Source organism: Candidatus Nanosynbacter sp. TM7-087 (assembly GCF_022828365.1).
Taxonomy (GTDB): domain Bacteria; phylum Patescibacteriota; class Saccharimonadia; order Saccharimonadales; family Saccharimonadaceae; genus Nanosynbacter.
Genome location: NZ_JAJQJU010000001.1, coordinates 230041 through 247745 on the forward strand (window position 1 = coordinate 230041; position 17705 = coordinate 247745).

Consider the following 17705-nt stretch of genomic DNA (forward strand, 5'->3'; position numbering starts at 1 on the left):
TTCGGCGCACGAATAAACTATTTTTGTAGATAATTATCGATTCTTTGCAGAGTTTTTTCCTTGCCAATTAGCGCCAGTGTGTCGTTAAGTTGCGGACTAAACAGCGCCCACGTCGTCACAATTCTCACCAGACTAAACAAAATCCCCGGCTTCTGTCCTGTCGTTTCCAGTAATTCATTAAGGCAATTCTGAATTGTTTCTGGCGTCCAATCTGTAATTTTCTCGAATTCTCGGCGAGCAATTGACAATAACTCTCGTCGTTCGTCGTCGGTCAATTTGCGAAGTTGCTTGTTTCCGTCAATCAATTCCGTGTCAATTTCAGGCTCGACGAAGAAATAGCTCGTTAATTTTGGCAAATCTTGCAATGTCTTCAAGCGATCTTGCGCCAATTCCAGAACGCGCTTTTTATATGATTCATCAGCGTTTTTGGCTTCTTCGCCCCAGAATGATTGGCAGCGAGAATAAAGATCGTCCAAACTAAGCGAGCGAATCCATTGACCGTTAAGCCAAATGAGTCGTTGTTCGTCAAATCGCGCGCCAGATTTTTGAACGCGATCAAGTGAGAATTTTTCAATTAACTCAGCTTTGCTAAAAATTTCCTGCTCCGTGCCGTCGTTCCAGCCAAGTTGCGCTAAGAAATTGAGCATCGTTTCTGGCAAAATTCCCTCTGATCGATATTCGGTTACGCTTTTAGCGCCGTCCCGCTTGCCAAGTTTTTTATTTCCCGATGGCGCCATAATGTGTGGCACGTGCGCCAGAATTGGTGGCGTAATTTTAAGAGCTTCGTAAAGCGACAGATATTTAGGCGTACTGGCAATATATTCCGAGCCGCGAATCACGTGCGTGACTTGCATCTCAAAATCGTCAATGATGTGCGCAAAATTGTAAGTTGGCAGACCGTCTGCTTTGATCAGAATGAAATCGTCCAAAGCTTCTGGGCCAGCTGACAATTCGCCCATAACGGCGTCCGTCCAAGAATAACGCTTAATTTCCGGAACTTTGAAGCGCAGCGGCATTCCAAGTTGCCACTCTGGCGGATTTTCTGGACGATGGTCGCGATATAAAAATGCTCGCTTTTCGGCCTTGGCTTTGTCGCGGAAAACTTGCACTTCTTCAGGCGTGTACGGATCGGCGTAAGCTAACCCTTCGCTAATCATTTTCTTCGCCCATTTTATGTAAATATCACGGCGATCTGTTTGGTGATATGGACCAAAATCGCCAGACTCTTCTTTTGGATTGTTAAGGTTTGGTCCCTCGTCCCAATTTAGCCCTAGCCAATTTAAGGTTTCCAAAATCATTTCTTCTGCGCCTTCGACGAACCGAGCTTGGTCTGTGTCTTCGATGCGTAAGATAAAATCTCCCTGATGCGCCCTGGCGACAAGGTATGTGTATAGCGCGGTACGAACGTTGCCTAAGTGAATATAGCCAGTCGGACTTGGCGCAAAACGAGTTCTAATAGTCATGAGTAAATTATAGCACGTTATCTGATGAGTTACAGACTAGTGGCGATTTTTTCAATTTGACTGCTTGAGAGGTTCGCGTCGCCACTGATTTGATATAAAATCCCGCCGTTCACCCAAGCCGCTTCTTTTCCGCCGCTGTAAATTGTCAATCCATCAATCATCGTAGTGTTCGGGTTTTTATGCTTTTCAGAGAAAAATTCTTTCACAGCTGACGAATTCCAGCCGCTTTTTTGCTGAGTTATGGTGTACTCTGAACTTCCGTCGGCGTAGGCGTATTTCATGCTGACTTCACCTGATTTGAATTTGATAGGTCCATTCAGCGCGTAGCCGTCTGGCTTATAGCCTGGATATTTGGCGTCAATTCCTGATTGAACGGCTGCCATTTTTATGGAGATATTTGGCATGCTCAAGTATGTTAAATAGCCACCGAGTAGCATCACCGCAAAACCAACAGAAAACGTATTCAACCAACGCAAGGCGCCGCCCTTTTTCTGGCGTCGACGTGCTTTTTTATTGCTGATAATCTCATTTGACAAAGCTTTCTCAATTGCTTCATTTTTCAATTGATGAGCGGTTTTTGCAGCAATTGGTTTTTCTATTTTTTGTGGAGCGACGGCGACAAGCGGATTGTTATTCATGGCCAGAGGCTGGCGTTCTTTTCGCAATTTAGTGTTAACGCTAAGAGGTCTTTGCTGAGCGCGACGAGTAACGGGGTGAGCTTCGGCTGGGCGGTTAATGGCAATTTTCTGAGGAGCTGGCTTGCTAACAATTGGCGTAGAAAACTTCTTCACGGCGATATGTTGCTTCACGTCGACGCGAGCTTTCTGGGGTTTGGCAGCCAATGGTGTACGCTGCGGCATTTTAACGTGCCGACGATTCAATGTGCTGGATTTCTGAACGTGTGCGGCGTGAATATTTGATACAGATGTACCACGCCTACTGATTGATTGTTCTTTTTCTATTTCAGATTTTTCAATCTTAATATCATCCATTACCATTCCAGTAATAGTGTTGTAAGCTCGTCCATTGATAACCACGTAGTTTTTACTTGCCATTAATCCCCCTAATGTTTATACCTGTATATTATATTACAAATCGCCTAAGGTTTTTTCAAGTGTAAAAATATGTTATAATTTCCGTAATTATGTACCAGAAAAAGAATCGCACTAAAGAGCTCGCGCGGCGGACCTTTGTGTACACGCTGATGACATTATCACTTATAATTCTTCTTACGTTTTTGACGTTTAGAATGCTCGGCTATACGTTTGATCCAAATACGAAAGAATTGCAACAGACTGGACTTGTCCAATATGAATCACATCCTGGCGGGGCGCTGGTTTATGTTGACGATATGGAGCTACGCCGCACTCCGACGAAAAGCACTGTTCTTCCTGGCAAGCACACTTTTTCGATGAAATTGGATAAATACGAACCGTGGCAAAAAACGCTAAATATCAAATCTGATACTGTGACAAATTTGAATTACGCCAGACTGATTCCGACAAAACGCGAAACCACCGAAGTAAAAACGTTCGATTCATTACAATCCGTTTCTCTGTCGCCAGCTGGTAATTTCTTGATAGGATTTGGCGTTAAGGATAAAACTCCGATTCTGACAATTGGCGACATTCGCGATACGAACAAAGATAAGGAAAAGTTCACGGAGCATGCATTAAGCACGAGCGTTTTGGCTGGCTATTCCCTGTCTTCTGACAATCATACGTTTACCGTGTCGGAGTGGGACCGCGATTCTCGTTACGCGTTAGTGAAGCATTCGTATCCAGCGGAAAATAACACTACTGGCGTGCAGTGGTTGGTTTTTGATAGAGAAAATCCAGAGAAAATTATTGACGTAACAGCGATGACTGGTTTTGGAATTAAGCAAATTGGCTTTGCGGGGACTGGCGCGCACACGGCTTACGCCTTGCAGGAAACTGGCGAATTGAGGCGAGTTGACCTTGATAGCTCGACAATTTCTAGCCCAATCTTGACTGGCGTCGAATCTTTCAAGCTTTACGGCGACGATCGTTTGTCCTACCTGGCTGTTATTGACGGCAAAAAAGTGGCAGGAATTTGGAAGCGAGATTGGAAAGAGCCATTTGTGATCGGCACTTTTGCTACTGATTCTACTCCGGTAATTCGAATTTCTCGTTATTTTAATAAAGACACCGTGGTATTGACTGATGGTAAAAATATGACAATTTACAGAGGTGATATTTCGGATTCTAAGGACCGCCAAAAAGAGTTCTTAAAAACGGCAAAGACTATTAAAACTGACAATGCGACTGTGAACGTGATGATGGATAATGCTGGGCGATTTATCGTGGCGCAAAACGGCGCTATGCTGCAGACTTATGATTTGGAGCGTAAAGAATTGTCGAACGTGTTTAATATCGGTGTGGCGCAGGAAGTGAAGTGGCTTGACAATTTCTATATTCGTAGCGTTTCTGCGTCGGGAAAAATGGAAATTCGTGAGTTTGATGGCACGAACACTCATACGTTGATAAGCGTTAAGCCTGGTTTGGATTCTGTTTTATCCTCAAATCAGCGATACGTTTACGGATTGACGACCAACGCTTCTGGAAAAATTGTCCTGAGTAAAATGAATATGGACAATGGACCTGTCGGGTTCTTTAATTAAATAGCTAGTTTATCGACCGCCGAATAATTTCTCAAGCAAAGTCGGCTCGGGTTTTCCTGGGATATTTGATTTGTTGCTTTGCTGCTGATTTGAGCTGGATTCTGAAGTCGCGGTAGCTTTGCTTGGGTCTGGGCTGATTTGTTCTGCGAAGATAAGAAGTCGTTTCTCTGCGGTTCCTAAAGGCACGCAGCTTACAAGCGTCAGCATTGGCTTATCTGTGTTAATCTGAACTTTTGAAACTTCGGTTGGCATAACAACTTCTGTTGATGTTATTTTATAAGTGTAGCGTTTCCCATTGTAATTCATGTAAATAATGTCGCCCTTGACCAACTTTTCATTTTGAGCAAAGACGAATTTATAATCGCCACCAGCAAAAGCGTCGTTACTGGAGTGTGCGGCAAATACAGCATTTCCGACTTCGCCTGGCACGGCACTGGCGCCAGGAATTGAAAAGTGAGCCACTCCCTTCTCCATGGCTTTTGATTGCGATTTTGTGTCACTAGCGGCGCCGTAAATAACTGGCGCGTCAACGTTAATCTTTGGGATGATAATCCTAGGTTCTGGTCCGACAGTTACGTCGGTGGAGGCGTCAACGATGATGTTTTGCGGGTTAATTGCGCCAGGTGTTGTATAGGCTGCGACCGCGCCGAAAATAACGCGGTTATATTGCAAAAACATGAAGACTAATAGCACTGATAATCCAGCAATCGCCGGAACGAAATGCCGAGATTTTTTCACTTTATTTGCGGAGTCGCGAACTTTTTGCTGAATTTGGCTGCGGAGTTCTTTTATGGCTGCTTTTTGTGGGTCCAGAGGCTCGTTTTCGCTGATTACTGGCGTGATATTCTGACTTTCCTTCGTCAATCGAGAAATCTCACGGTTTTTTGCCGCAATGTCGCCGGCATAGTAACGCTCGTAATACATCTGATAATATTTCTGCCAAGCACTGTGGTATTGCTTCCACTGGTCGGCTGAAACTTGAGTGTGGACGGTTGAATTTTGAGTTTGAGCGGTTTGGTTTACGGGAGCGGAATTGCTAATTTGTGGCTTTGGTTGAATCTGGGTTTGGGCAATTGGCGTCGTTCGCATAGCGTGATTAGCAGAGTCTTTTTTTGGCTCTGGCTGTGGCGCTGTTGAAGCTTGCTGAGGTTTGGCTATTTGCGCTTTAGGCTGTTCTGGCCTGACTTCGGGTTTTGATTGTAATTGAGCGGAAAATGATTGCGGCTGAGCTTTTTCTGGCGCAGAATTTTGCTCTTCTGTTCTGGAATAAATAGCGTCAAGCTGCCCACGAATAACATCAGCAGCGGCATTTCGTGAGGCTGCTGAGTCGCGAGTTGGCGGCGTGATAGATCGGCGCTGATCTGATACCGGCATGCCCACTCGACCGTTTGATTGATCATCCGTCGGATACATAACTTCTTTCATTATACGTCAAATTGATATCAAATAAAAGTCGTGCTTGTGAGAAATTGCTGGTTGTGTTACAATCATACGGTAGCTTGGAGCGTTCTCTTGTGCCGCGGTGGCGGAATTGGTAGACGCGCTAGACTCAAAATCTGGTGAGCAATAGCTCGTGCCGGTTCAAGTCCGGCCCGCGGTACCAGAGGCAGCTTCAGGTGATAATCGTCCATTTTGGGCGATTTTTTTATGCAAAGAAAACAGCCCGCAGAAAGGCGCTAGCCGAGGCTTTATAGCCTTACAGGCAAGCTGTTTTCTGCGGGCTTTACAGCCCTTTCTCTCCTCCGTTCGCTTTTGCATTCAGCAGGAATACGAAGCCGACGAAGCTTCCGCTCAGTGCTCCAATGAGCGCTGCGGGGAGGACATCCATGGTGAGCATGAGCGCGATTAGCGCCCCGACTACCGCCCCGATCAAGGCGGGAGCTATGACGATTGTCATAATCGCCACGATCATGATGAACAGAGATCCAATTCGCATGATAAAATCACTCCTTAAGAAGTGTTTCACTCGCGACCAAGGGCTACTTTCGCCCTTTGACAAGTCACGAGCGAAAGCTTGTTAGTATGATACAACTAATTGTACGTAATGTCAAGTAGATATTTATAAGAAGCTACATTTTGCAAATAGCGGTACTGATTGCTGCTAGTGGCGCTTTCGGCGACCAAATCAAGTAGCTTGCGGCGCGGGCGCCGACGGTTCCCCGCCAAATTGCCATTGGTGCGTCCCATTTTTGGGTGACGACTTCTCCGCTGTGGGCGATTATTAAATTGTCGGCATGAAAAACGCAAATTGTTACGGGATATGTGATGGTGAATTTGTGGAGCGCTTCGACAAGTTGCGATAATTGAATGCTGAACGTAATCATTTTTGGATAAAAAATTGCGCGGAATATTTTCTGAACTTGCGCCAGACTTGCTATGAAAACCACGTGCGGATTGTCCAGAATTTCCTGAAAACTATTTTGTACAAGGTCAATCGCATCTCGCGTCAGCACGACGGGAATTTCTGACTTTTTGATCAATTCTTCATAGACAATTGCCGTCTGACTATTTCGTCCAGCGTCGCCGCATAATAGCAATACGTCTGCCCATCTTTCCAGTGTCAAAGTTTCAGCGAGCGCTTCGTTTGCCAAACTGCCCGATTGGTTTGTTGGCGCGAATAGCACGTCGGTCATGGTAGCTGGGACGCTTTTTTTCAGGGCGTCTGGCAGTAAAACGCGAGCCTCACCTACACCAGCCTTAAGCGCTTCTTGATAACTTTCTGCGACCGCTAAAAAGCCTAATTTATTGCCACCGATAATTCCCAATTTTCCCGCTTGGTCGCGTCGTTCTGGCTTATTCCATTCGACATCTGGAAAAAGTGGCTTCCCTGGTTCTTGTTTTTGCCAAAATTTCATATCCATTACAAATTTACCTCAATACTCACCGGACAATGGTCGCTGCCCATTTGTTCTGGATGAATTTGCGGATTAGTAACGCGATTTGCAATTTCACGCGACGCCAGCCAATAGTCAATCCGCCAGCCAACATTTCGCGCTCTGGCATTTGCCCAGTGCGTCCACCAGCTATAAGCGCCAGTTTTTTCAGGGAAAGCCGCCCGAAAAGTGTCTGTAAATCCAGCGTCCAAATAATTCTGAAAACCTTCCCTTTCTTCATCAGTAAAGCCGTGTTTGCCAACGTTGGGCTTTGGGTTTGCCAAGTCAATTTCTTGATGTGCCACGTTCATATCGCCACAATAAAGGACTGGCTTTGACAATTCCAATTCTTCCAGATAAGCCAACACCGCCTTGTCCCATTTTTTATATCGCAAATCCAATCGACTTAAATCTCCTTTTGAGTTCGGAGTGTAGCAATTGACAATCCAAAAATCGTCAAATTCAGCGGTAATGATTCGTCCTTCGTCGGCTGGATTGCCGTATTCGTCGCCCGTCAAGTCAAATTGCTCAATGATGTTCGGCGGAAAACCGTCGCGCCAATTGAGCGGTGGAATTTTAGAGAAAATTGCCGTGCCAGAATAGCCTTTTTTGGCGGCGGAATAGAAATGCTCGTGATAATTTGGCAGGTCAATTTCGACTTGATCTCTGGTGGCTTTGGTTTCTTGTAGGCATAAAATATCTGGATCGTACGTGTCGATGAACTTCGCAAATTCACCCTTATTTATAACTGCACGAATACCGTTTACGTTCCAAGAGAAAAGCTTCATAATTTTATTATACCGTGATGATATAATTTAATGAATATGCTACCAATGTACGATAAGTTTTTGGGCGAAATATCAAGTGGCTTTATGGACGTCGGAGGCGTGAAAACTGCTTATTATTTTTATCAAGGCGGCTCGAATAAAACTATTTTGCTAATTCACGGCATTGGTGGCGATTTTCACGGGATGATTCCTCTGGCTTATCACCTGAAAAATGACGCGAATTTGGTGTTTGTTGACTTGCCTTCTCACGGCAGAAGTCAATTGATAAAAGATATGAAAATGAGCGACGTTGAAAATTGGGCGATGAATTTGATGTCGGCTTTTGACAGTAAAGGCGTGTCAATTGACGAGGTTGTTGCCCATTCGCTTGGATGTTTGGCGGCAAATAAAATGCGATGCCGGAAAATTTGGTACATCAGTCCTCCGGTGAAAACTTCGGTTATGTCGAGAATTTCCTCGTCGTTCTTTTACCGCACTCGTCGGGTGAATCAATATATTTATTTGAACTATTACTTTTCGGTGTTCCGTGGGCTGTGTTTGGTGAATAATAGACGGAAAAATGTCGTGGATTTGATACGGTGGCTGACGAAAAATACGCGAGTAACGCGGCGGCAATATTTAGAGCAATCGAAAATTGCGCGGGACATTTCATGGGGTGAAAAAAATATTATTTCTGAGCGTGAATTTACGGGATTGATAGTTGGGCGACGGGACAAGATTTCGCTTCCTGTGAACGCCGCCGATGGTGTAAAAATTGATAAATTTGTGGAGCTTGATACGGGACATTTGTCGGTGTTGGATAGCCCAGAACTGGTTGCCGAATTGATATTGGCGGAATAATTATTTGCTATACTGTAGATATGAGTAAGAAAGACGATAAAAAACTAATTGTTAATATGATTTCTGAGAGCGAATTCACCGTTCAGGGTCACGGTGTGCATACGGCTTATAAGGAGATTACGGACGCGCTGCGTAAAAGAAAAGATATTGATATTGAAGTGAATTCTGATCGTCCTGCTGACATTATCCATATTCAGACTATGGGTTTGTATTCGTTTCGGCATTTGATGAAAAAAAGTGGCAAAAAAGTCGTTTCTGCTCATATTGTGCCGGATAGTTTTATTGGCTCGCTTAAAGGTGCGAAATATTGGAAGCCTTTGGGTCGAGCATGGCTAAAGTTCTTTTATAAAAAGGCTGATTTGGTTTTAGCTTGCTCCGGTATGGTTGCTGATGAGTTGATAAATGATATGCACGTGCCAAAGACGAAAGTTCTTTACAATACGATAAATATGTCGAGATATAAGCATTCTGCTGCGGAGAAAAAGTCGGCTCGGAAGAAGCTTGGTTTGAAGGATGATGATTTTGTGGTTATGGGAAATGGTCAAGTCCAGCCGCGAAAACGTTTGGATATTTTAATAAAAGCTGCCAAAGAAATGCCAGATGCAAAGTTTTTCTGGGTGGGAGGAATTCCGTTTAAGAATTTGGGCGCGGATTATAACGCCATGCAAAATATGATAAAAAATGCGCCGAATAATCTCACTGTAACTGGTGTGATACCTCTGGAAAATGTTCGTGACTATTATGTCGCTGCCGACGTTTTTGTTTTGCCGGCTATGCAGGAAAATCACCCTATGTGCGTCTTGGAGGCGGCTGGCGCTGGGTTGCCGATCATTCTGCGCGACATTCCGCAATATAACGACACATTTAAGGGCGACGCTGTTATGGCGAAAACGGACGATGAGTTCTTGGAATTGGTCAATAAATTGCGTAAAGATAAAAAGGCTTATAAGAAGGCGCAAGTTGGCGCTGAGGAAATTGCCAAACGTTTTGACAGCAGTGCTGGCGCCGAGCGATTGGTCGAATTTTATCGATCGCTGATATAAATGGTATAATGAGGACATTATGAGGATAGGACTTTTTACGGACAGCTACAGACCGTCTATCAATGGTATTGTCTATGTTGTTGAATCATTAAAGCGCGAGCTGGAAGCTTTGGGGCATGAGGTTTATGTTTTTTGCCCAGCGAAGTCTATTAGTCCGTCCAAGCAAGCCGAACTTCTTCACGAAGATGAAAATAGTCGAATAATTCGTTTCCGTTCAATTACAGGCGCGTTTTTTGATGATTACGACACGTCGGTATTCTTCCCTCCTGTAGTGCAGCGTCAAATTGCTAATATGAATCTGGACGTCGTTCATATTTTTACGCCGTCGCAAATTGGTCTATTGGGCGTGAAGGCAGCGAAGAAAAATAATATTCCTTTGGTTATTCAGCATTGTACGGATTTATATGAGTTCGTCGATCATTATCCTGCGGTTTTGCCGGGAGCTCTGGCGCTTGCGGGAGTGGTTTTTCCATTGTCGGTGAAATTGAACGGACAAGATTTACTGGAAGTTGCCAAATTATACCGTCCGCGTAATGGCGTAACGAAATGGAATAAAGATATTATTGAGCGCGTTATTACTATTTTATACAGCAAGGCGGATGCGGTGATTGCCCTGTCGCGTAAAAGCCGTGATCAATTGGAGTCTTGGCAGACTGAAGATTACGCGTATGACGTCACTTTAATGCCAAACGGCGTGAATACTCTTCCGCGGGCGAGCGCGAAACGAGTCGCAGAATTTCGCGAGCAATGGGGTCTTGACGAAAAAGATGAAGTGTTTGGCTTTGTTGGACGTTTGGGCGAGGAAAAGAATTTGCCAATTTTGATTCAGGCGTTTAGTGGGTTTATCGCTGAAGCTCGTCCGAAATCGAAGCTATTGTTTGTCGGCGATTTTGAATATCGAAAAACTTTGGAAAAAATGGCGACTGAGACGGATTTTGCGGATAGGATTATCTTTACTGGCGCCATGCCACGAGAAGATTTGGGCGTGGCGTATAAAGTGATGAGCGTGTTTACTTTTCCTTCGCTTAAAGATACGCAAGGCTGGGTGCTTCATGAGGCTGCTCATGCCGGAAAGCCGATTGTTATTATTGACAAGGAAGTTTCAGAGGTTGTGAAAGACGGAGTTAACGGCTATTTTGCAGAAAATAATCCAGAAAGCGTAGCGGAAAAAGTAATTGCAATTCTAAAAAGTCCGAAAAAACAAGCAGAATTTAGTGCTGAAAGTAAAAAATTAGCCAACAAGTTTACGGAGCGAAGTCAAGTGAAGAAGCTTGAAAAGCTCTATCAAAAGCTAATTGACGCGCGCGAAAATCAATAAATCTCAGGCTGAGTTTGTAATCATTATGATTATCTATTAGAGATGAGTCGCCTGGTTTCCCTATCTTGGTCGCGGCGTTTGATGGTTTGGCGCTTATCGTAATTTTTCTTACCTTTTCCGAGCGCGATTACAACTTTAATGAATTTTCCGTTGGTCAATAATTTAGTCGGGACAATTGTCATTCCCTGTTTTTTGGCTTCTGTAAAATTGGACAATTGTTTTTTACTTACCAATAATTTCCGCGCCGAAGTGTCGACTGAGCGGCTATTTGCTTCTCCGCGAACGTTTAATCGCAGTGAAAAGCTGGCGTTATTTAGCCACAATTCGCCGTTTCTTAAGCTAACAAATGAACCCTTAAGCTGGACGTGACCTTCTCTGGCGGCTCGTACTTCCATTCCAGTTAAAACCAAACCGGCAACGATTTCTTCGCCAAGTTCATAATCGAACCGTGCGCGACGATTGACAATATTTTGCGTAGCTGGTTTTTTAGCTTTTGGCTTTGACATGGATTATATTATAGCAAAACTTAACGCGACAGTATATTTAGGCTAGTTTGGTGCGGCTGAAATATGACTTATGTTACAATATCTCAAGCATGATAGCCGACATTCATATTACTGAAAAAAGTTTTGGCGATAAGACGTTGATGAAAGACGTCAAGTTCAGTGTGGACGATGGCGAGAAAGTCGGCGTGGTTGGCCGTAACGGTGTTGGCAAGTCGACGCTGTTTGGAATATTGAGCGGAAAAGATACTGATTATACTGGCGAGGTTATTTTTCGGCGCGGTATTACAATAGCAACTACAGCTCAGGAGCATCACGGTTTGGGTGAGCAAACGGTCATGGCGTACATTCTTAGCGGACTTCCAGAATATTCCAAGCTAAAGAAAATCATCGATGAATATCCGCTGACTATGGGCGACAATATGCGAAAGATTGAAGAATATACGCAAGCTTTGGAGCGATTTGACCAAAAAGGATTTTATCAAGTTGAAGAAAAAATTGAGCGAGAGCTGAGCAATTTTCAATTAGACGGTTATGGTAATCGGAAGATTTCTTCCTTGTCTGGCGGGCAAAAAAGATTAGTTGAGATTGTTAAAATTATGCACTCGGAGGCGCATCTGGCGCTGATTGATGAGCCGACCAACCACATGGATTACGTTGCGAAACAGCAGTTTATTGATTGGATGAATTCCCAGCCACATCAAGCGATGCTAATCATTACGCATGATCGCGATGTGCTTGGGCAAGTTGATCGAATAGTTGAGATTAAGGATGGTCAAGCCGTTAGCTACCGTGGAAATTACGATGCGTATTTGAAGCAGAATGCGCAAGCGACGACGGCTGGAATGAACAATTTTGAGCAGATTGAGAAGCGAATTGTTAACCTGAAACAAAAAGTTTTGGACTATCAAAGGCTTAAGGAAAAGTCGCGAAATCCTGGCACGATTCAGAAATTTAAGCGGCTGGAGAACGAGGCGCGAGCGGAGCTGGCGGAATTGTCAGAAATGGAAAAGCCGACGTTTTGGATTGACAAAGAATCTGCTAGTCAATTGGATTATAAATCGGCTGAGCGTTACGGAAAGTTCAAGTCGCGTAATATTCGCCTGAGCATGAAGGATGCGTCCAGCCGCAGCCAGCATGTGTTGGTTCGTGCGGAAAATGTGGCGGTTGGGATTGGTGAGCGGATATTGTTTGAGGATGTGAATATTGATTTGCGTGAAGGTGAAGCAATTGAAATTAGAGGTCGTAATGGCGCTGGTAAGACTACGTTGATTCGGATGATTTTGGCGTCGGGCAAGAGCTTTGACGGCGGTCCTGTTCTTTATTCTGGCGATATTTTCCTTGATCCGCAGGTTCGAATTGGCGTATATGAGCAAGAAATTGACGAGCGATATCTGTCTGATCCGTTAGAAAAAGCGATTGAAAAATTGTATATGAGTCGCGATTTGTCGATTTCTGATACGAAAATTCGGCAACTTTTGGCTGACTATTTGTTCACAGACGCTGATCGGATGACACCACTGGCTCGCTTATCTGGCGGTCAAAAGGCGCGTTTTCAGATTATTGCTATGCTGGCGAACGACCCGCAACTGCTAGTTCTGGATGAGCCGACGAACCACTTGGATTTGCCGAGCATCGAGGAGCTGGAAACGGCGTTGGTCAAGTATTCCGGCGCGATTCTTTACGTCAGCCACGATAATTATTTTCGCGAAAAACTTGGCGGCAAAGTTGTGCAAATTGGCGCAGAATAAAAATTTTCCGCCAGAATTTGACGGAAAATCTTGAATCGTTTTTAAGAAAATTAGTCGGCTAGTAAGCCGTTTTTTCGTAGTAAATCTTGTAGTTTCGGTCGATCAAAACCAAGCACTAATTCCCCGTTAATATCTGTTACCGGCACGCCTTGGAAATTGCCACCATTTTTATTTAGTAATTCCTCTTTTGCGCCAGGATCAGCCTCGATATCTTTGGAAACAAAATCAATTCCCAGCTTCTTCAGCCATTCCATTTCCGTGTGGCAAAACGCGCACCAGCTAGTGTTGTACACGACAACTTTTGTGTCTTGATGGTTGTTCGTTGTGTCTTCGCTCATATATTCCCCTATTTAATAACACTTCCAATTATAACATAACGGTTATGTCTATTTAGAATTCTTCGACGTCAAATGCCAATTTTTACACCACTCGCAGTGATATATATCAATCGACAAATTAGGGTTTGCTAATTCTTGGATTTCCGCTGCTTGGCGCGCCTTTACCTCTGTTGAGAAGCGACGTTTTTTCTGGCAATTAGTCAGCCCTGAAATTGACATCAATGATGTTTTTTGGCTTTTCTGGCTATTTTTTGAATAATTTCGTCGTGGCATCTTGCAAAATAGTATAACAGATTGATATAGTGGAAAGTAATGGTAAAAGAAACTGACATTTCGGCTAATGATACAGGCGATTCTGGCGCGATGATGATTTTGGCAAGGACGATGATTGGTACAATGTGGCGAATGTTTTTGCCAACAATTGGTCTGACTTTACTGGGGCTGTGGCTGGATAATGTCAGCGGAATGAAGATGAGATGGTTACTTGCTGGAATTATTTCTGGCGCGATTATCTCAGTGATTCTCGTAGCTTTGCAAATTGCTAAAATTAAACAGCAGGAGTTGAAGAAATGATCGATTATATGGCAAGCGCTGGTCCGCATATTTCAGTAAAGGTTGACGAAGTTTTCAATGTCGCTGGCGTATCTATTACGAATTCACACTTGATGGGATTCTTGGGATTGATCGTACTGGTGTGGGCAATGTTCCGTACTCGTGCGGCGGTTTTAGGTAAAAAGAAGCATAATTTTATCACAAGACTAATTCAGTGGACGTTCGACGGACTTTATAATACAGTTTGCCAAGTCATTCCAGACCGAAAATGGGCGCGTAAGGTTGCTCCGCTCTGTATTACGTTGTTTTTCTTTATCGTTGCACAGTATTGGCTGGGGCTTTTGCCGATCGTTGGTCCAATTACTATCGGTGAACATCATACTCCGCTGTTCCGCGGCGGCGTGGCAGATCTTAATATGACTTTCGGCTTGGCAATTGTAACGATTGTCGCAGCGCAGATTTACGCGTTTAAGTATTTGGGCTTTAAGGGCAATTTGGGGCGATATTTTGTTAATCCACTGCGCGATCCAATTATGTCATTTGTTGGCATTCTGGAGTTGGTGGCTGAGTTCTCGCGAATGCTGGGGCTAAGTTTTCGTCTGTTTGGTAACGTTTTGGCTGGCGAAATTCTCTTGGCGATTATCGCTTATATGACGAAGTTTTTGTCGCCCGTAGCTCTGCAACCATTCTACTTCTTTGAGTTATTTATCGGCGGTATTCAGGCTTATATTTTCTTCATGCTATCGACTGTGTTTATTTCCCTGGGGCTGGCTCACCATGATTCACATGAGCCAATTGATGAAGTTCACTCCTCTGTTGAAACTAATAAGTTGGCAACATCAGAGAGTGATTAAATTAGGTAATAATTAATTAAAAGGAGAATATTAACAATGGAAGCATTAGCATTCACACTTACCTACGCAATCCCAGCTGCATTTGCTGCAATCGGTGCCGCAATCGTTGGCGCAGCAGCCATGAACGCTGCTGGCCGTAACCCAGAAAAAATCAACGACCTACGCACAATGATGATCTTGGGTATTTCATTCATCGACGCTATTGCTATTATCGGTTTCGTCGCAGCAATCGTCGGCAAAGTTATGTAGTTTTCGGAGTAAATTGTGGAGAAAATATTAACACAATTTGCCAATTCTGGCGCATCGGAAAAAGCTGGTTTGTTTGATTCGCTGGGTATTGATTGGGTGCTGTTGGCGTTTCAGACGGTAGCATTTTTAATCTTGCTATTTGTTCTTCGCAAGTTTGTCTATCCGCCAATGATAGAAATGCTCGTCAAGCGAGAAAAAGACTTGAAAGCGGCTGACGCGGCGGCAAAATCCGCTAAGGAAAATGCCGATCGAGCCGAAGAAATGACCGCCGAAATGATGCGAAAAGCACGAGCGCAAGCTAGCGACATTGTGGCGTCCGCTCGAGAAGAAGCGACTGAAGTCGTTGAAGAAGCGGCTAAAAAAGCGACTGCCAAATCTGAAGCTTTGATTAAAGAAGCGCATAATACGATTGCTCAAGAAATTGAAAACGCTAAGAAAGACCTGCACAATTCGACATTAGAGTTGGTGGCTGAAGCGACTGGCAAGGTTTTGGGCGAGAAAATTGATGCGAAGAAAGATACAAAGCTGATTTCGGAAGCGCTTGGGGAGGCTGAATAGATGAGATTAGTGTCCAGGAGGAAGTTGGCAAAGTACGCAGCTGAACAAATTTTAGCTGGCAATGATGCGGTGTTGGAAGAAATTGCTGGTCTTTTGATTTACGAAAAGCACGAACGTGAAGTTGATTTGTTGGTGCGAGACATTGAGGCTGAGTTGGCCGAGCGTGGTGAAATTGTAGCGTCGGTCGAGAGTGCGAGAGCGCTTGATGACAATACAAGGCGTAAAATAGAGCAATTTCTGGCGTCTGCGGCGAGCGATAAAAATAGCAAGCCAAAAGTGTCGCTAAGAGAATCAATTGACCCAACGTTGATTGGCGGATTTAAGCTACAAACGCCGACCGCAACACTGGACGCAACGGTTTCGAAGAAGTTAAACGACTTGCGGGCGAAGAAAATCTAGGAGGAAAAATGAGCAAGATTGATGTGACAGAATTAGCCAAAAGCCTGCGGGAAAAAATCGCGCAGCTGGAGGCGACGGAAGGTTTGGAAGATGCTGGCGTGGTTATTCGCGTTGGTGACGGCGTGGCTTGGGTGCATGGCTTAAGTAGTGCTGGCTATAGTGAAGTGCTGGAGATTGAAACTGATGGCGGCACGGTTGAAGCATTTGTCCTGAACTTGATGGAAGATGAAATTGGCGCGGTGATTCTTGGTGGTGAGGATAAGGTCAAGGCTGGCGCCAGCGTTCGCCGCAAAGGTTCGGTGCTAGACGTTCCTGTTGGCGAAGAGCTGTTGGGGCGAGTGGTTGACCCGCTAGGTCGACCTCTTGACGACGGTCCAGCGATTAAAACGAAGAAACGTGGCTTGATTGAGCGCCCTGCTATCGGCGTGATGGGCCGCAAATCGGTTCATGAACCTCTGATGACTGGTATTATGTCGATTGACGCGATGTTCCCAATCGGTCGTGGTCAGCGTGAGCTTATTATCGGTGACCGTCAAACTGGTAAGACGGCAATTGCTATTGATACGATGATTAACCAAGCTCGTCAAAAGACTGGCGTGGTGAACGTTTATGTGGCAATTGGTCAAAAATTGTCGAAGATTGCCAGGTTGGTCGACCGATTGAAAGAAGAAGGTGTGATGGACCAGACGATTATCGTCGCAACCAGCCCGTCCGACGCTGCCTCCCTGCTTTACTTGGCGCCTTACGCCGGTACCGCCATGGGGGAATATTTCCGCGATAACGGCGGTCACGCATTGATGATTTATGACGATTTGACAAAGCACGCGGTGGCTTATCGACAGATGTCGCTATTGTTGCGCCGTCCACCGGGACGCGAAGCTTATCCAGGTGACGTCTTCTATTTGCATTCACGCTTGTTGGAACGCTCGGCTAAATTGTCAGATAAACTCGGTGCGGGAAGCTTGACGGCTCTGCCAATCATCGAAACGCAGGCTGGCGACATTTCTGCTTACATTCCGACCAACGTGATTTCCATTACTGACGGTCAGATTTTCCTGGAAACCGACTTGTTCTATCAAGGTATTCGCCCAGCCATCTCAGCCGGTCTATCAGTTTCTCGTGTTGGTGGCGCAGCTCAGACGAAGGCCGTTAAATCTGTCGGCGGAAACTTGAAGCTCGGTCTTTCACAGTTCCGCGAATTGGCATCATTTGCTCAATTCGGCTCAGATCTTGACGACGCGACAAAGGCTCAAATTGACCGCGGTCAGCGACTCACTGAACTTCTGAAGCAGCCACAATATCAGCCAATGAGCGTCTGGGAGCAATTTGTCAGTATCCACGCTGTGACTGGTGGTATGTTTGACGAAGTTCCAGTTTCTAGGATTAAGGACGCACAGTCTGCTCTATTGACTTATCTCTGGAAAAATTCTAAAGATGCTATGCGTGAGTTGAACAAGGGCGACAAGCCTTCGGATGAGCAATTGAAATTGATTGACGAAGCTACGAAAGAAATAGCGAAAGGATTTGAGGAGTAA

The 17705-nt window shown here is 44.7% G+C and carries 20 protein-coding genes and 1 tRNA gene; 12 read left to right on the top strand and 9 right to left on the bottom strand.

Annotated elements, in window-relative coordinates; all coding sequences use genetic code 11:
- Window positions 1-17: 17 nt before the first annotated feature.
- On the bottom strand, window positions 18-1463 hold the full coding sequence (gltX, locus tag LRM41_RS01190; RefSeq protein ID WP_243819120.1) for a glutamate--tRNA ligase: 1446 nt from the start codon (window positions 1461-1463) through the stop codon (window positions 18-20).
- 29 nt (window positions 1464-1492) lie between these two features.
- Window positions 1493-2518, bottom strand: coding sequence for a DUF4367 domain-containing protein (locus LRM41_RS01195; protein WP_243819121.1), 1026 nt, complete (start codon window positions 2516-2518; stop codon window positions 1493-1495).
- Window positions 2519-2607: 89 nt separating this feature from the next.
- Between LRM41_RS01195 and LRM41_RS01200 the strand changes: the two genes are divergently transcribed.
- Window positions 2608-4104 (top strand): PEGA domain-containing protein, encoded by a 1497-nt coding sequence (locus LRM41_RS01200; protein ID WP_243819122.1) that lies wholly within the window; start codon window positions 2608-2610, stop codon window positions 4102-4104.
- Between the two features lie 9 nt (window positions 4105-4113).
- On the opposite strand, the gene LRM41_RS01205 is transcribed toward LRM41_RS01200, so the two are convergent.
- The gene (locus LRM41_RS01205) at window positions 4114-5529 is read right to left on the bottom strand and encodes a sortase (RefSeq protein WP_243819123.1); all 1416 of its coding nucleotides are present in this window, start codon (window positions 5527-5529) and stop codon (window positions 4114-4116) included.
- 91 nt (window positions 5530-5620) lie between these two features.
- Here LRM41_RS01205 and LRM41_RS01210 point away from each other — a divergent pair.
- Window positions 5621-5707 (top strand) — tRNA-Leu (locus LRM41_RS01210).
- Window positions 5708-5827: 120 nt separating this feature from the next.
- On the opposite strand, the gene LRM41_RS01215 is transcribed toward LRM41_RS01210, so the two are convergent.
- The 3 genes from LRM41_RS01215 to LRM41_RS01225 form a co-directional block, all read right to left on the bottom strand.
- Complete coding sequence (locus LRM41_RS01215; RefSeq protein ID WP_243819124.1) at window positions 5828-6040, bottom strand: hypothetical protein; 213 nt, start codon at window positions 6038-6040, stop codon at window positions 5828-5830.
- 133 nt (window positions 6041-6173) lie between these two features.
- Window positions 6174-6959, bottom strand: a complete 786-nt coding sequence (locus LRM41_RS01220; protein WP_243819125.1) for a carbohydrate kinase family protein — start codon at window positions 6957-6959, stop codon at window positions 6174-6176.
- Between the two features lie 5 nt (window positions 6960-6964).
- Window positions 6965-7765 carry an exodeoxyribonuclease III gene (locus tag LRM41_RS01225; RefSeq protein ID WP_243819126.1) on the bottom strand — a complete coding sequence of 267 codons (801 nt, stop codon included), beginning with the start codon at window positions 7763-7765 and terminating at the stop codon, window positions 6965-6967.
- A 30-nt stretch (window positions 7766-7795) separates the two neighbouring features.
- On the opposite strand from LRM41_RS01225, the gene LRM41_RS01230 reads away from it, so the two are divergent.
- The 3 genes from LRM41_RS01230 to LRM41_RS01240 are packed head-to-tail and all read left to right on the top strand — an operon-like array spanning window position 7796 to window position 10966.
- The gene (locus tag LRM41_RS01230; protein ID WP_243819127.1) at window positions 7796-8605 is read left to right on the top strand and encodes an alpha/beta fold hydrolase; all 810 of its coding nucleotides are present in this window, start codon (window positions 7796-7798) and stop codon (window positions 8603-8605) included.
- Between the two features lie 20 nt (window positions 8606-8625).
- Complete coding sequence (locus LRM41_RS01235) at window positions 8626-9648, top strand: glycosyltransferase family 4 protein (protein ID WP_243819128.1); 1023 nt, start codon at window positions 8626-8628, stop codon at window positions 9646-9648.
- Between the two features lie 19 nt (window positions 9649-9667).
- Window positions 9668-10966 carry a glycosyltransferase gene (locus tag LRM41_RS01240; RefSeq protein WP_243819129.1) on the top strand — a complete coding sequence of 433 codons (1299 nt, stop codon included), beginning with the start codon at window positions 9668-9670 and terminating at the stop codon, window positions 10964-10966.
- A 29-nt stretch (window positions 10967-10995) separates the two neighbouring features.
- Here LRM41_RS01240 and smpB read toward each other — a convergent pair whose 3' ends face one another.
- The gene (smpB, locus tag LRM41_RS01245; protein WP_129632756.1) at window positions 10996-11472 is read right to left on the bottom strand and encodes an SsrA-binding protein SmpB; all 477 of its coding nucleotides are present in this window, start codon (window positions 11470-11472) and stop codon (window positions 10996-10998) included.
- 89 nt (window positions 11473-11561) lie between these two features.
- Here smpB and LRM41_RS01250 point away from each other — a divergent pair, with 89 nt between their 5' ends.
- Window positions 11562-13220: an ABC-F family ATP-binding cassette domain-containing protein gene (locus tag LRM41_RS01250; protein ID WP_243819130.1), complete on the top strand. Its 1659-nt coding sequence runs from the start codon at window positions 11562-11564 to the stop codon at window positions 13218-13220.
- A 50-nt stretch (window positions 13221-13270) separates the two neighbouring features.
- Here LRM41_RS01250 and LRM41_RS01255 read toward each other — a convergent pair whose 3' ends face one another.
- Together LRM41_RS01255 and LRM41_RS01260 are read right to left on the bottom strand one after the other, a co-directional pair.
- Window positions 13271-13558, bottom strand: a complete 288-nt coding sequence (locus LRM41_RS01255; protein WP_129634903.1) for a glutaredoxin family protein — start codon at window positions 13556-13558, stop codon at window positions 13271-13273.
- 48 nt (window positions 13559-13606) lie between these two features.
- Entirely contained in the window at window positions 13607-13831 is a 225-nt protein-coding gene (locus LRM41_RS01260) for a hypothetical protein (protein WP_243819131.1), read from the bottom strand.
- Between the two features lie 39 nt (window positions 13832-13870).
- On the opposite strand from LRM41_RS01260, the gene LRM41_RS01265 reads away from it, so the two are divergent.
- The 6 genes from LRM41_RS01265 to atpA are packed head-to-tail and all read left to right on the top strand — an operon-like array spanning window position 13871 to window position 17705.
- Window positions 13871-14131: a hypothetical protein gene (locus LRM41_RS01265; RefSeq protein ID WP_129743885.1), complete on the top strand. Its 261-nt coding sequence runs from the start codon at window positions 13871-13873 to the stop codon at window positions 14129-14131.
- On the top strand, window positions 14128-14964 hold the full coding sequence (gene atpB, locus LRM41_RS01270) for a F0F1 ATP synthase subunit A (protein ID WP_243819132.1): 837 nt from the start codon (window positions 14128-14130) through the stop codon (window positions 14962-14964). The genes LRM41_RS01265 and atpB overlap by 4 nt, the downstream gene beginning before the upstream one ends.
- 36 nt (window positions 14965-15000) lie before the next feature.
- Window positions 15001-15213 (top strand): H(+)-transporting ATPase, encoded by a 213-nt coding sequence (locus tag LRM41_RS01275; RefSeq protein WP_129637300.1) that lies wholly within the window; start codon window positions 15001-15003, stop codon window positions 15211-15213.
- A 15-nt stretch (window positions 15214-15228) separates the two neighbouring features.
- Window positions 15229-15771: a F0F1 ATP synthase subunit B gene (gene atpF, locus LRM41_RS01280; RefSeq protein ID WP_243819133.1), complete on the top strand. Its 543-nt coding sequence runs from the start codon at window positions 15229-15231 to the stop codon at window positions 15769-15771.
- A complete protein-coding gene (locus LRM41_RS01285; protein ID WP_243819134.1) occupies window positions 15772-16170 on the top strand; it encodes a F0F1 ATP synthase subunit delta in 399 nt (132 codons plus the stop codon). It begins immediately after the preceding gene.
- 8 nt (window positions 16171-16178) lie between these two features.
- Window positions 16179-17705, top strand: coding sequence for a F0F1 ATP synthase subunit alpha (atpA, locus tag LRM41_RS01290; RefSeq protein ID WP_243819135.1), 1527 nt, complete (start codon window positions 16179-16181; stop codon window positions 17703-17705).